Source organism: Neorhizobium lilium, from assembly GCF_004053875.1.
Taxonomy (GTDB): Bacteria; Pseudomonadota; Alphaproteobacteria; order Rhizobiales; family Rhizobiaceae; genus Neorhizobium; species Neorhizobium lilii.
In genome coordinates, this window is record NZ_SBIP01000001.1 from 1,277,892 (window position 1) to 1,292,007 (window position 14,116).

Annotated in this window: 15 protein-coding genes; 4 read left to right on the forward strand and 11 right to left on the reverse strand. The window is 59.4% G+C overall.

Annotated features, from left to right (window positions below; genetic code table 11):
* The first annotated feature begins 4 nt into the window (after positions 1-4).
* A complete protein-coding gene (locus EPK99_RS05945; RefSeq protein ID WP_205909057.1) occupies positions 5-1,594 on the forward strand; it encodes an alpha/beta hydrolase in 1,590 nt (529 codons plus the stop codon).
* A 43-nt stretch (positions 1,595-1,637) separates the two neighbouring features.
* Here EPK99_RS05945 and EPK99_RS25235 read toward each other — a convergent pair whose 3' ends face one another.
* From EPK99_RS25235 to repA, 6 genes are all read right to left on the reverse strand, one after another.
* Positions 1,638-1,808 carry a hypothetical protein gene (locus EPK99_RS25235; RefSeq protein WP_164901707.1) on the reverse strand — a complete coding sequence of 57 codons (171 nt, stop codon included), beginning with the start codon at positions 1,806-1,808 and terminating at the stop codon, positions 1,638-1,640.
* A gap of 111 nt (positions 1,809-1,919) precedes the next feature.
* Complete coding sequence (locus EPK99_RS25240) at positions 1,920-2,096, reverse strand: hypothetical protein (RefSeq protein ID WP_164901708.1); 177 nt, start codon at positions 2,094-2,096, stop codon at positions 1,920-1,922.
* A gap of 339 nt (positions 2,097-2,435) precedes the next feature.
* Positions 2,436-2,825, reverse strand: a complete 390-nt coding sequence (locus EPK99_RS26060) for a helix-turn-helix domain-containing protein (protein ID WP_425374170.1) — start codon at positions 2,823-2,825, stop codon at positions 2,436-2,438.
* Entirely contained in the window at positions 2,825-4,033 is a 1,209-nt protein-coding gene (gene repC, locus EPK99_RS05955) for a plasmid replication protein RepC (protein WP_342633733.1), read from the reverse strand. The genes EPK99_RS26060 and repC overlap by 1 nt, the downstream gene beginning before the upstream one ends.
* A gap of 248 nt (positions 4,034-4,281) precedes the next feature.
* Entirely contained in the window at positions 4,282-5,331 is a 1,050-nt protein-coding gene (gene repB / locus EPK99_RS05960) for a plasmid partitioning protein RepB (protein WP_128442007.1), read from the reverse strand.
* 21 nt (positions 5,332-5,352) lie between these two features.
* Entirely contained in the window at positions 5,353-6,618 is a 1,266-nt protein-coding gene (repA, locus tag EPK99_RS05965) for a plasmid partitioning protein RepA (protein WP_128442009.1), read from the reverse strand.
* Between the two features lie 368 nt (positions 6,619-6,986).
* Between repA and EPK99_RS05970 the strand changes: the two genes are divergently transcribed.
* Together EPK99_RS05970 and EPK99_RS05975 are read left to right on the forward strand one after the other, a co-directional pair.
* Positions 6,987-8,102, forward strand: a complete 1,116-nt coding sequence (locus EPK99_RS05970) for an anhydro-N-acetylmuramic acid kinase (protein ID WP_128442011.1) — start codon at positions 6,987-6,989, stop codon at positions 8,100-8,102.
* Positions 8,103-8,195: 93 nt separating this feature from the next.
* Entirely contained in the window at positions 8,196-9,716 is a 1,521-nt protein-coding gene (locus EPK99_RS05975; protein WP_128442013.1) for a S10 family peptidase, read from the forward strand.
* A 74-nt stretch (positions 9,717-9,790) separates the two neighbouring features.
* On the opposite strand, the gene EPK99_RS05980 is transcribed toward EPK99_RS05975, so the two are convergent.
* From EPK99_RS05980 to EPK99_RS06000, 5 genes are all read right to left on the reverse strand, one after another.
* Positions 9,791-10,018 carry a DUF4189 domain-containing protein gene (locus EPK99_RS05980; RefSeq protein WP_128442015.1) on the reverse strand — a complete coding sequence of 76 codons (228 nt, stop codon included), beginning with the start codon at positions 10,016-10,018 and terminating at the stop codon, positions 9,791-9,793.
* A gap of 17 nt (positions 10,019-10,035) precedes the next feature.
* The gene (locus EPK99_RS05985; protein ID WP_128442018.1) at positions 10,036-10,392 is read right to left on the reverse strand and encodes a DUF4189 domain-containing protein; all 357 of its coding nucleotides are present in this window, start codon (positions 10,390-10,392) and stop codon (positions 10,036-10,038) included.
* A gap of 209 nt (positions 10,393-10,601) precedes the next feature.
* Positions 10,602-11,807 carry a 3-oxoadipyl-CoA thiolase gene (pcaF, locus tag EPK99_RS05990; protein WP_128442020.1) on the reverse strand — a complete coding sequence of 402 codons (1,206 nt, stop codon included), beginning with the start codon at positions 11,805-11,807 and terminating at the stop codon, positions 10,602-10,604.
* A gap of 9 nt (positions 11,808-11,816) precedes the next feature.
* Positions 11,817-12,521 carry a CoA transferase subunit B gene (locus EPK99_RS05995; protein ID WP_128442022.1) on the reverse strand — a complete coding sequence of 235 codons (705 nt, stop codon included), beginning with the start codon at positions 12,519-12,521 and terminating at the stop codon, positions 11,817-11,819.
* Positions 12,518-13,225, reverse strand: coding sequence for a 3-oxoacid CoA-transferase subunit A (locus tag EPK99_RS06000; RefSeq protein ID WP_128442024.1), 708 nt, complete (start codon positions 13,223-13,225; stop codon positions 12,518-12,520). The genes EPK99_RS05995 and EPK99_RS06000 overlap by 4 nt, the downstream gene beginning before the upstream one ends.
* Positions 13,226-13,342: 117 nt before the next feature.
* On the opposite strand from EPK99_RS06000, the gene EPK99_RS06005 reads away from it, so the two are divergent.
* Positions 13,343-14,098 carry an IclR family transcriptional regulator gene (locus tag EPK99_RS06005; protein ID WP_128442026.1) on the forward strand — a complete coding sequence of 252 codons (756 nt, stop codon included), beginning with the start codon at positions 13,343-13,345 and terminating at the stop codon, positions 14,096-14,098.
* Positions 14,099-14,116 lie beyond the last annotated feature (18 nt).

The following is a 14,116-nucleotide window of genomic DNA, read 5'->3' on the forward strand; positions in this document are numbered from 1 at the left end:
TCGCATGGAAAGACATCATAAAGCGCCGCTACTCGCCGCGATCCTGTTTGCGACCACGGCGACAGCTCAGGATGCCAATAAGCCTGTCGTAAACCCTGGCACACCTGTTCCCGAATGCCGCCAACGGATCAACATAGACCGGAATGGCGAGCTTCCGGGCTACAAGTCAACTTGGGATGGCCAAGAGGTCTGCCTGCCGTTCACGCCGACGAACCAGTTGCTTCCGCGCGGCGTATCGCCCGACGACTTTTACATCGGCGAGTTTTCCGACGAACGTATCCGGCAGAAATGGCAGGTCTGCAAGGCCGATCCCGGTTGCGTGGAAAAGACGATGACGGCCGCAAGGGCTTTCGCCAAATTCGAACCGCGCGACACCGGAACCGTCGACAAGTCGGGCGTCATCGACTTCGACGGCAGCGTCGATCTTCACCAGATCAGGCGTCCTGCCTATTTCGGCAAGCCCGAATACGGCGAGCCGATAGCTCAAAGCGACGCCACCACCTATATCGTAGAGTTCACCGTCCCGCATGACAGTTTCGAAACCCGCCTTTTGAAGCTCGAAGGCGATATCAAACTGCGCGGCTGGTACATCAAAGGCACCGGCGTCGCCGATACAGATGGCAAAAAGAAGCGAGCGCTTGTCATCCTGAACAATGGCGGCGGTGGCGAGCTGACCGCGATAGACGATCCTCGCACACCGCCATTTGCGGTGGATCAGGCGACGGGCAACTACTCCCCCGCCAAGAGCGACGAGCTGTCGGAGGAGCCAGGCACGCGGCATTGGCGCGGCTTTCTCCGCGCCTTTAACGCGGCGGGCTTCGACGTGCTCATCACGGACCGGCGCGGCAACGGGATCTCCGGAGGCAGAAACGGCTTCAACACGGCCGAGCAGGCTAACGACATATTCCGCGAACTCGATCAGCTGGACACCGGCAAGGGACTGCGTGTGCTTGCGCCCAACGGACAGGAAAGCGCGGAAGAACCGGCTGCGAAACTCCTGCTCGACGGCCAGTCGGCAAAGGAAGTGCCGATCGTGGTCGGCGGCTATTCCCGCGGCTCCTATGCCACCCAGTGGTTCATGCAGAAGAACTTCGTCCAGGACTGCAACTACGACATCCCGGAAAAACCCTGCAAGGGTCCAAGAGGGCTCGACAACATCAAGGGCGCCATCCTCTACGGCCCCAACTCGGCTGGGCTTGGATATCGCCTCGCCGGGCATGATTTGGTGGAAGGCGCGTTGCGGCAGGAATTCGATACCACCTATTATCCTGACTCTGCCATACTCGCCAATGTCGACAAGTGGCCCGCGCTGCAGATCGTCAAAGGCACATGGGACTACGTGGAAGGGCTGGAGGGCTCCTTTGCGACATACCAGAGGGCAAAGGGACTAAAGGATATTTCAGTCTTTCTCGGGCCGCATATCCTGCAGACTCAGAACCCGCAGAACATGGAATTTGCCGCTGGCCGCATGGTGTCCTTCGCGACGGCCGCTGTCCTTAGCCGAAAGGAAGTGCCAGGCGCAGTCAATCCGAAGGATCTGAAGGAGCTTGTCCTTTCGGTGCCCCACCAATGGGAACTGTCGAGCAAGCCCTAAAACCGATTGAAGGGGTTCTCTTTAAAGCATGTCGCGGCGTGCTTTAAAGCCGGATGCTTTTTTCTACCCCCAGATGCGCGCCCAGCACGGCTTCGTCAGCCAGCAGATCGGCACTCTGACCCTGATAGACCACTGCTCCCCGGTCGAGGATCACCACATCGTCCGTCAGCGGCAAGACCTTGCGTGCCTTCTGCTCGACGGTGATCGCCGACACCCCTTCACCTTGTGTAACCCGCTGTATCGCTGCCAAAACCTGGCACCGTCGTTGACAACAAGTTCCTGAGCGATGCGGCTGGTTGGTCGGCTACCCCGTCATCGTCGCGAATTACAGGCTCGATCTTCCTGCTGCAACCGTGCCGCCTTTGGTTGCCATGAACGTCTTGGTCTTGGCCCCAGCCGAAACCTGACGTCTGGTCGAGGCGAAAGGCCCGGTCATCGGCAGTATAAGGCCGACTTTTATGATCTCCTCCGCCGACACTGGTGCCGAAGCGGATAAGGTCATCGCCAATCCGGCAAGACCCAGCAACATTCATTTGATCATTAACTCCTCCCAAGAGCCAAAACATTTTCGACGGGCGTGTAGCCGCGGTCCGGCATCCCGTAACACCCATTCACCGAAGACAGCCGGTGTTGCCGGACGCTTGCATCACTTGCCGCTTGTCCTCCTCCCAGGCACACACGGCACCTCGCCTTGCATCCTATAGGCGGCAGAGGGTCAAGGTTTATCAGATCGTCTGACCGGCTTATAAGTTCGGTTATTCGCTCTATACGGATATCAATGAAGTCAGCTGGGTGGTCGTCGTCATCCTAAGGCGCGGCGACAGTTCCGTCAGAGCCGGGGTCAAGCAAGGCAAAAGCGCGCGCGATCCGGCGTGCCAAAATCTCCCCGGCCTGGTTGGCAAAAATCCGCTGCGGCGTGCGCAAGAAGAGCGGAACGCCGGCCGTCTGCTCCGATCTTAGCCAAAGCCTGGGTGACGGCCGGCTGCAATACGAAGCAAAGCTCGGCGGCTTCGGTCACCGAACCTGTCTCCACGACAGTCAGAAAGGCGCGAAAACTGTGCCTCGAATTTTCAGTGCGGCCAGTCGGTGAGATCATGAGAGCCTGTTGTAGACGAACCGCGTGCCACCGGCATGTTCTATTTTGGACATGCCGGTGGCCGATGTTCTCGCGGGGCAGGCAGTGCCTGGTTGGCGTCAAGAGGCTATACCCCGTGGCTATCGAGCGCTTCATCAGGCATTCAGCGCCTTGAGCATCGGGTGGATGGAGAACCGGCCTTTTTCAGCCTTGCGGGTTAGGTCGCGCAGGTAACCGCCGGGCGACCTAATGGCCTCCGCCCGCTCAAGAATGGCCGCGATGACGACGGCCGCCGGGATATCTCCCATGGATTGTCGGGCCGCCGCCCAGGCACTCGGACTGATGCCGAGCATGGACCGGACGATTTCGGCCGCGGCCAGGACATCGCTCCAGCTATGCACCCCGCCGCGGGCATATTCGGCAATCTGTGGGCATGTCTTGAGGAAGTCCTTCAGTCCCATTCCAACCGACTTCCGTTCCGGGGCAGTAGCCTGCGGCTGGGTATCTTGTTCTTTGCCGCTTAATTCAGAATTTTGGTCTGTATTTGAATTCTGAATATGGCGCTCAAAAATAGACTCATTGGCGCTCATTTCTTCTTCTGTGATATTTTCGAGGTAGGATGCCTCCACTTCGATTCTGAGCTGGAGGAGCGCTTCGCACCGCAATTTGAGGTCCCGTATGTCTCCCGTGCGCGATACCCGGCCTGACAATACCTGGAGCCTCTCTATGAATGATTGCCAATCTCCAGCACGCCCTTCCTCCAGCGCTGCCTCGATCGTCTTGGCTATATCCCGCAAGTGAAGCGTGATTTCGGAGCGGACGCGATTGAGACGCCTTGCCTGCTCCCGCACCTCTTCTGCCCGCGAGAAGATCTCCTCGGCGCGCAGCGCCAGCGGCGCCAAATCAAACCCGAAGGCGTTCTCGACCTGGCCTCTGTCGTCCCTGCGGCAAAAGCGCTTGCCGTTGGCGCTATCACGACGAAAAATGAAGCCTGAATCGACCAATGCCGCCAAATGACGCCGAAGCGTGGCAGGCGACATACCGCGCGAGCGGATCGAGAGCTCGGCATTGGACGGGAATACGATGATCGGTGTCTTTCCGTCCAGTTCCCGATCCTGATGGAAACTTGTAAGCGCCTCCAGCACGCTGATAGAGCGGTCGGAGAGGCCGTAGGCCTCACGCGCTTCCGTCAGTGCCCGGATAAGCTGCCACTTCTCCGCCGTGCCCGTTTGATTTCCGCTTTCGCCTGAACGCAGTCGCTCTTGCCGGCGCTCCACTTCCGCTCTCAGCGAAAAATTGCGCGCACTGAACGGAGCGCCGCCAAAAGGCGTCGTTGCCAGTCGTTCCACCATGTCCGTCTCCATTCGGAGGCAAGTGCCCGGATAACGGCCAGCGTCAGCCAAAGTCTTTTCGTTCGGAAACGACATTTCTGTCGCCGACTCTTGACTTTGGGCATCGGAAGTGATTCTCTTGAACTGCTTAGATTGAAGAGGGCTTCCAGGACGGTGACGTTTTGGGGGCCTTTTTTCTTGCTCTCTTGGCTTCCTTGTTAGGGTTGATCGGAACCCTTCCGGGCTACTCGCTCACAACGGTCTCAGGCGTGTTCGCCTGCCTACCGCTTTGCGAGAAACTCCTGATATTGCTTTGCCAGCGACGCTGCGACTTCATCGACGAAGTTCGCATCTACGTCCGCTACAAACTCGATCCGCTTCGACTTCCCTTCCCGGCGCACACGCGCGAACACCTTGCCGTTTTTGTCCTTCAGCTCTTGCGGCTGCGGCGCGTCGGGCTTCTGCCGCCGCGACAGCCGGTCGAAGAGAAGCTGAAAGCGGCCATCGGTATCGGCGGTCTGGAAGCGCTGGAACTGGATCTCGTCATTGGCAATGCTCTGTGCAGCGCCGCTTTCCAGCATCTCGCCAAGCTTCATCCAGCGGTCGCGCCCGGCCTTCGGGGCGGGACCGATGACGCGGATGAAGGTTTCAGGGATGCCTTCCACTACCGCCAGCAACCGCGACAACTCGCTCTTCTGCACCGCCAGCGCATCACCAATCACTTTGCGGTCAAATCCGTGGCTGGCAAGGTTCTTGGCAAACAAGCCGCGCTCGATAAACGAGAGGTTCCGCCGCTCAGCATTTTCCTTGCCTTGCGCCAGTACCAATTCGGCGTCGGACAGAGGCCTGACGACCGCCTTAACTTCGATCCCGAGCCGGCCTGCTGCGCGGACGCGCCGATGACCATAGGCGATCTGGTAGCGGCCGGATTCCGTCGGATGCGGGCGCAGCAGCACCGGGACCTGCTGGCCGCTTTCGCGGATGCTGTCCACCAGTGCGGCAAAATCATCGTCATCGCGATCATCAAGCCGGAGCCGATCCTCCACGAAGGAGGACGCGATCTTGTCCGGATGAATGGTGACGATACGTTCGCCTTCGCTCAACGCCTGACGCAGAGCCCTCGCCTCCTCCGCCTCCCGGGTCATGGCTCCGAGCGAAAGACCCATGGCCTTCACGGCGCCTGACGCCGGCCGTTGCGGAACGGTCTCGACCGTTTGCGGACGCGCGGCGTCACCATCGGGCACCGCCTTAGTCTCGGGTGCTTTTCCAACTTCAGTCGATGAAAGGCCGCCTGCAAAAAGCGCCTTCAATTCGTTCTTTCGGCTAACCATTGCCGAGCCTTCCTTCAATCGTCATCGGTTCCATGCCGCGTGGATAAGCCCCGCAATCTCTTCGTTGACGGCATTCATGGCCTCGACCGCGCGGTCGTAGGTGGTGCGGGTAAAATTCTCCCGCCCGACCTCGTACAGCGTCTGCTTGGTAAGACCGGCATCCGAGACTGCGGTGGATTTCAACATCGGCGACGTGAGTACGCGATCACCGAACAGCGACCTCATGAAGCCGACAATCTGAGCTTGCGGGCCGTCATTCGGCTCGAAACGGGTGACGAGGTAGCGCAGGAAATCGAAGTTCAGCGTGCCGCCCGCCTCGCGTACCACGGATAGAAGGTCCGACGTCATGAACAGAAACTGGTTCATGGATGCGACATCGAGCATCTGCGGATGAACCGTCACGATAACGGAGGTCGAAGCACAGAGCGCGGCTAGCGTCAGATAGCCAAGCTGCGGCGGGCAGTCGATCACGACGATGTCGTAGTTCGCCTCGACTGTCTGCAAAGCCGCCTGAATGCGCGCAAAGAAGAGCGGTCCCACATCCTCGCCGCTCTGCCGGCGCGTCAGGGCCTGCGGCGTTACATGTTCGAATTCCTGAAGCTCGATATTTCCGGGAACCAGGTCCAGGCCAGGGAAATAACTACCGCGAATGATATCGGTCAGCGGACGCTGCTCGCTGTCATAGCGGATGGCACCATAAAGTGTATCATTGCCGGTGAGATCGAGCTCCGGCTGATAGCCGAACAGCGCCGAAAGAGAGGCTTGCGGATCGAGGTCGATGGCCAATACACGGTGGCCGCTCAGGGCAAGATACTGCGCGAGATGGACGGCCGAAGTGGTCTTGCCCGATCCACCCTTGAAATTGGTGACGGAGATGACCTGAAGATGTTCGCCATTCTCGGCATCCCGGCGCGGCAAGTAGGCTTTCGCCTTTGCAAAATTGCCTTTGGCAGCCGCCTGTTCGGCCAGGTGTACGCGAAGCGCATTGATATCGGCGAGTGAATAGAAACGACGGCCTCCGGCGCCCGTTTCCGGCTGCGGCCCCTCGCCCGCCAAGGAGAGTTGGCGAAGATAGCCGTCAGACACTCCGATCAGCTTGGCAGCCTCACCGGAGGAGAAGCCGCGCAGCGATTTCATGGACGCTGGCGGATACAGGCGTTCCCGCATAGCCTTCAATTGTTCGGAAAGGGCCCGAGCATCCTTCGCGATCGCTTCATCGGCGAGAATGCGCGGAACTTCGGTTGCCTCCGCCTTGCGTACCGCCGATTTCTTAGCCGATCCGGCCATTTCACCACTCTCCCTTGTGCCTGCTCAAAGGCCCCATCCATTGATCGGGCGGCCAAGCCTTGCTCGTTCCGCCAACAGACACAGCGATTCTCTCATCATCCTATACGCTCCAGCCCAGGACTAACAGTGATGGGCAACGGTAACGCTAAAACGAAAGTTATCCGCCTTATTCCGTAGGAGTGATCTTGCAGGTGAGTCGCGTCAAGCAGTTTTTGGGAACCCACAGCCTGTGGCAAGGGGGGACGGTAGCGACAGCCCCCTATGCCTGCAGCTTTCTTCACCAGGCAATCTGTGAGACAGAGTGAGCCGACGACGCAATCGCGACGCCGCAGCAGCAGGACCTGCCGAACGACCGGGGAGAATCTACCATGGAGCCAATCTGGGCCGTCGGCCTCATGACCGGAACCGTTCTGGACGGCAATATCGACGTCGCTCTCTTGAAAACAGATGGGGATAAGATCGACACTTTTGGCTCTTATAAGCTTACACCCTATCCGGGCAATACGCGCACTCTTCTTGAAGAAACTCTTCGGCAGGCGCGAGCCTGGAACTTCCAAGGCCCGGAACCGGCAATTTTCGCGGAAGCCGAAGAGGCACTAACGCGGGCGCAGAGCAAGGCTGTGAGGGATCTGGTAGAGAGTGCCGGCTTGTCGATGGCCGAGATCGGGATTGTCGGCTTTCATGGTCAGACGGTTCTACACCGTGCGCCCACGAAAGAGCGCCTCGGCGATACCCGCCAGCTAGGCGACGGAGCGCTGATGGCTTCTATCCTGGGCATCAAAGTGGCTTATGATTTCCGCACGGCGGATGTCAGGGCCGGAGGCCAAGGCGCACCCTTGGCCGCTATATATCACGCCGCATTGCTGCGTAGCCTCGAAACGTCCGGCGATACGGCGGTGCTGAACCTTGGCGGCGTCGGCAATATCACCTGGTGGGATGGCAAGGATATTGTGGTCGCCTTCGACACAGGCCCCGCCAACGCGCCTCTCAACGATTTCATCAAGCGCCTCGGCCTTGGGGAGATGGACCGGGACGGCACGCTCGGCGCATCAGGCAAGGTAGATGAGGAAAGGCTCGCCGGGCTTCTGCAGCACCCTTACATGACTGCGCCCTATCCGAAGTCGCTCGACCGCTTCGATTTCACCGCTGCCATGGCTGATGGGCTTTCGCCAGCCGATGGCGCCGCCACCCTCTCGGCCTTTACCGCTTCGGCGGTCGGAAAGGCGCTCGACCTCCTGCCGCAACGTCCCAAACGCGTCATCGTTTCCGGCGGCGGCAGCCGTAACCCGACCATCATGGCGATGCTGAAAGACCGAGCTGGTGTGACCGCCGTCTCCGCGGACGACTTCGGGTGGCGGGGCGATGCGGTGGAGGCGGAGTGTTTCGCTTTTCTCGCCGTCAGGGCCTTGCGGGGGCTGCCGATCAGCTTCCCCTCCACGACGGGGGTGCCGCAACCAATGACAGGCGGGCGCATCGCGGGCTGAGCAGTACCGCGCACCATCAAGCGGAAGTGATCTTACCCGAAGCCCTGACGACACTACATTGGACTCTGTCAGACCGGGAGAATTCAATTGCTTATGCGTTTCGTTTCCACATGCCTCGCGCTGTCGCTTGCACTATTCCATCCCGCAGCCGCCCAGCAGCACGACGGGGAGGCTCGGGGCAAGCCGAGCAATTCCGAGGAACATCAGCCCGCCGGCAGCCTCTTCAGCCTGATCCCTGCCGACGCCACAACCGATCATGTGCTGAAGACCCCAGCAAGGGACCTTGCCTATACGGCGACCGCCGGGACGCTTGACCTCTTAGGCCAGGACGGAAACCGCACAGCGAAGATCTTCTATACCGCCTATGTCGCGAAGGACAGCTCTCCCGACCGCCCGGTGAGTTTCGTCTTCAATGGCGGCCCGGGAGCCGCATCGGCCTATCTGCATCTCGGCTTGGTTGGGCCTAAAATCCTGGAATTTGGAAAGAATGGTAATGATGGCACAGAGCCGGTTTTACGGGAAAATCCAGACAGCTGGCTTCCTTTCACCGACCTCGTTTTCATCGACCCCGTCGGCACAGGCTGGAGTCGAGCGGCCAATGACGATGCCGCGAAAGCCTTCTATGGCGTAAGGCAGGATGCAGAAAGCCTAGCCAAGGTGATCTCACTTTATGTTCAGAAGAACAATCGTGTGGCATCGCCCAAATACCTGGTCGGCGAAAGCTATGGCGGGTTCCGCGCCCCGAAAGTCGCCGTCTCGCTGAAAAACACGCAAGGCATGCTCGTTTCAGGGATCGTCATGCTGTCGCCGCTCCTGGAAGGGCGTTTCCTGGCAAATTCGGACGATCCCTTGAGTGCCGCCCTGCAGCTTCCCTCTATTGCGGCGGCCAAGCTGGATCGCGAGGGCCGGTTCAGCTCGGACGTATTGAAAGATGCCGAGGCTTTTGCCCTGCGCGATTATCTGCCGGCGCTGGCCGGTGCGGCACCTGAGGGACCTGATGCTGACGCGCTTTATGGCCGCATATCCGACCTGACCGGCATCCCTCGCGACAGCGTTGCTCTTAGCCGCGGCTTCGTCGGCGACCTTTATGTGAAGCAAATGGCAGGGCAGGGAAAAGTCGTCAGCCCCTATGACGCTGCCTATGCGGTGCCCGACGCCTATCCGGAAGATGCCTACGCCCGCAATGACGATCCCATTCTCGACGGTTATACCCGCGCCTATGGCAGCGCCTTCGTGGGCTATGCACGCTCGGAGTTGAACTTCGCCAGCGACATGACCTATAACCTGCTGAATGAAGACGTAAACCGACGCTGGGAATGGAATGGCAGCCGCGGTGGAGATGCCCGGTCGCTTGCCAGCGTCTCGACAGACCTTCGAGATCTCCTCTCTGTCACCCCGAGATTTCACCTGATGGTGGCTCACGGCTACAGCGATGCTCTGACACCCTACGGCGCTAGCCGCTATGTCATCGAGCACCTGCCACCGGCCTTGGCGAAAGAAAGGGCAACCCTCAAAATCTATCCCGGTGGGCACATGTTCTACACGAGGCCGGATTCGCGCCGTGCATTTGCGACGGACGTGCAGGAGTTCTATCGGGAGAAAACCTCGGACTGAGCTATCGGCGCTCCTCCGATCGCGGGCGCCAGAAAACCCGCCGAAGCGGGTTTTCTTATGCTTGTCTCAGGTGATTATTCGCACTCGACGATTTCGCAGGTGCTGTCGGTGGTCGTCCGCTTGGCGCATTCGTTGAGCGCACGCTCCACGGCTGCATCCTTGCCGTCATAGTTGTAGCTGTAGCCGTAGGTTCCTTCGTCGGACACGGCAATGCAGTCCCAGGCGCGGGCCGGCGCCGACATGCCGGAAGCGGCTGTCACGGCGATGAACCCCGCGAGGAAAAATTTCTTGAACACGCTCATGTCAAACTTTCCTTCGGTCACTGGCAATCAGACACGATGATCTGGCATTTCGGGCAATCCTTGAGCGACATTTTCTCGGCGGCCTTCTTGGTTTCGCCATAGCCGATACCGTAATTGACGCGGTCTCCGGCATAGGCGCCACAGCGCTCAAACCAGACAGCCACTTCACATTCGTCGTTGCCGGCCGACTTGCATTCCTTCACGGCGTTGCGTTCCGCTTCCTTGCGGGTCGTGCCCCAACCGAGGCCATAACCCGCCTCGCTTGCAGCTGTCCCTTGAGAATCGTTGACGGCGATCGCACCGAATGCAAAAACGGCCGATGCCTGCGCCGTAAGGATAACGGCCAAGGCTAAAGTTGGAATTATTTTACGCATGAGTGTTCCCCCGAACTGAATCAACCGCTCGCACAGGATTCGCAGGCGGTATGTCCGGGATATTCTTCAACGCAGCCATTAGCAACTGGGCTAACCGACGGCTTTGAAATAAATCACACGGCATCCCTAACAGACATACTTAAAACGGATATAGAAATCCACAGAACTATAACCGGCCGACATAGGCCGAACTTGATATAAAAAGGGTATCACACCCGCTCAAGCGCAATTGAGATGCCCTGCCCGACCCCGACGCACATGGTCGCGAGTGCGAGCTTTGCTTTGCGGATGGACAGTTCCAGCGCCGCAGTTCCGGCGATACGGGCGCCGGACATGCCGAGCGGATGACCCAGAGCGATCGCGCCACCGTTCGGGTTCACGTGCTCCGCATCTTCGGGAATACCCAATTCCCGCAAAACGGCGATGCCCTGGCTTGCGAATGCCTCGTTGAGCTCGATGACGTCGAAGTCCTTGGGTGAAAGACCCAGCCGAGCGCAAAGCCTCTGCGTTGCCGGCGAAGGGCCGATCCCCATGATCCGTGGTGGAACGCCGGCGGCTGTGCCACCCAGGATTCGCGCGATCGGGGTTAGACCGTATTTTCTTACCGCCATCTCGGAAGCGACGATAAGAGCCGCAGCGCCATCGTTGACGCCCGATGCGTTCCCGGCCGTCACGGAGGCTCCTTCCATCTTGTTGACCGGCTTCAGCTTGGCCAGCGCCTCCATGCTGGTTGCACGCGGATGCTCGTCCCGGCTTACTAAGAGAGGATCGCCCTTCCGTTGGGGAACGATGACGGGCGTGATTTCCTGTTCCAACCGACCGTTTTCCTGCGCGGCGGAAGCCTTGTTCTGCGAGCGCACGGCGAAGGCATCCTGATCCTGCCGCGACACTTGATATTCAACCGCGACATTGTCGCCCGTTTCCGGCATGGAATCGACGCCGTATTGCTTCTTCATCAGCGGGTTCACGAAGCGCCAGCCAATCGTCGTATCATAGATCTCGGCATTGCGTGAAAAGGCGCTCTCTGCCTTCGGCATTACGAAGGGCGCGCGGCTCATGCTTTCCACGCCGCCAGCGATCATCAACTCGGCCTCTCCCGCCTTGATGGCGCGCGCGGCCGTGATCACCGCATCCATGCCGGAGCCACATAGCCGGTTGATGGTAGTGCCCGAAATGGAAACCGGCAGGCCTGCCAGCAGGAGCGACATGCGCGCCACGTTGCGGTTATCCTCACCCGCCTGGTTAGCGCAGCCATAGATCACATCGTCCACTGCTTCCCAGTCGATACCGGGATTGCGCTCCATCAGCGCCTTCAACGGTACGGACCCCAGATCATCGGCTCTTACTGACGAAAGGGCGCCGCCAAAGCGTCCGATCGGCGTGCGAATATAGTCGCAGATGAATGCTTCTGTCATGGGATGTCCTCAAATTGCCGGAACGACGAGATCGGCAACCGGTCCGTCGGTGTGGAGCGGTGCCCCGGTCATGGCCTGGAGTTCGTCCATGCTGATGTCGGCGAGTTTTTCGCGCAGCACGAAGTGCTTATCCTTGATGTCGATGACGGCGTGGCTCGTATAGACGCGGGTGATGCAGCCGACGCCCGTCAGTGGAAACGTACATTTATCCACCAGCTTCGGCTTGCCGTCCTTGGTGACATGTTCAGTGATCACGAAGACCTGCTTGGCGCCATGCACGAGGTCCATGGCGCCCCCGACCGCAGGCACACCCTTGGCACCCACACGCCAGTTGGCGAGGTCACCATTCTGCGCAACCTGGTAGGCCCCAAGAATTGCAACATCGAGATGGCCGCCGCGCACCATGGCAAAACTGTCGGCGTGGTGAAAGAAAGCTGCACCCGGCTTCAACGTCACGGCCTTCTTGCCGGCATTGATGAGATCCCAGTCCTCTTCGCCCGGCGGCGGTGCCTCGCCGAAGTTGAGGATGCCGTTCTCGGTATGGAAGACCGCTTGTCGTCCGGGCGGCTGGTAGCGCGCCACCATCTCCGGGAAGCCTATCCCCAGGTTCACATAGGCGCCATCGGCAATGTCCTGCGCGGCACGCCAGGCGATCTGCGCATTGGATAGCTTGATGTCGTCACGTGTGTTTAGTGTCTGCACTGGAAGTGTCATGCGTAGGCCACTCCGGCTCGGATAAGCTCTTCTTCCTGGCTCGGATGAGCAATTTCGACGACACCATCGACGAAGATGCCTGGTGTCACAACCTGTTCCGGATCGATCTCTCCGGCGGCTACGATCCTGGACACTTGCGCGATAGTCCTCGCTGCCGCCATGCACATCAACGGGTTGAAGTTCCTGCCAGCCTTGTTGTAGGTGAGGTTGCCGTACGTGTCCCCAAGATGGGCCTTGAGGATGGCGAAATCGGCCTTCAGCCACCGCTCCTGAACATAGTGACGGCCATCGAATTCGGCGATCGGCTTGCCCTCGGCAAGCTCGGTGCCGTAGGCCGTCGGCGTATAGAAGGCAGGAATGCCTGCTCCGCCGGCGCGAATACGTTCGGCCAGCGTTCCCTGCGGCACAAGCTCAAGCTCGATGTCACCTGCCAGATATCTGTCTGTAAAGGCGCGCGGGTCTGAAGACCGGGGAAAGGAGCAGATCATCTTCCGCACAAGCCCGGCGTCGATCATTGCCGCGATCCCGATGCGCCCGTTGCCGGCATTGTTGTTGATGACAGTGAGGTTCTTCGGGCCTCGGTCGATCAAGGCATGAATCAGCTCGATCGGGGCGCCGGACCCGCCAAATCCGCCGATCATGACCGTGGCGCCGTCACCGATATCTGAGATGGCTTCAGCAGCACTTTCTATCGTCTTGTCCATCAAAGCTCCTCAGGCACCCAGACATCATTCCCTCAAGAAGGATAGGGATAGCTTTCATGGACATCAACGCATTTGTGCGCTATTTGATATTTGTTCGTATATCGCACGGATTAAAAGATGATCGAGACAGATTTCGTTAGCGGCTTTGCCCGGGGATTGCGGGTGATCGAGGCTTTCGGGGAGAGCAAGCCCAAGCTCGCTATAACCGATGTTGCGAAGACGACTGGCCTCGACCGTGCGACAGCCCGACGCTGCCTGTTGACCTTGGTCGAACTTGGTTATGCCGAATACGATGGGAAGTTCTTCGCGCTGACGCCGAAAATACTACGGCTTGGCCATGCCTATCTCTCCTCGACCCCCCTGCCCCAGATCGTTCAACCTTTTCTCGACAGTCTTTCGGAGAAGGTTGGCCAGAGCAGTTCGGTCAGCGTTATCGACGGCGCGGAGGTCGTCTATGTCGCCCGCGCCTCGCAGCGGCGGGTCATGTCCATCAACCTGATGGCGGGCAGCCGGCTACCTGCCTATTGCGCCTCAATGGGGCGGGTTCTGCTGGCTGCAATGCCGGCTGACCAAGCGCGCACCCTTCTTGATGAGACGCAACGGACAGCCTTCACTCCCCACACGAAGACGGACCTGAATGTTCTGATGGAAGAACTGGCCGAGGTTCGGAAGCAGGGATTTGCGGTAATCGATCAGGAATTGGAACTCGGTCTCTGCTCCATCGCAGTTCCCCTTGAGGACAGCCGCGGACGTGTGGTCGCGGCTTTGAACATTGGCGCGCCGGCGGCAAGCGTACCAGCAGGCGATCTCGCCAAACGATATCTCGATGACTTGAAAGCTGTCGCTGCCTCGCTCCGCCTCGTCCTGCGCTGAGGCATTATCCGCACAAGG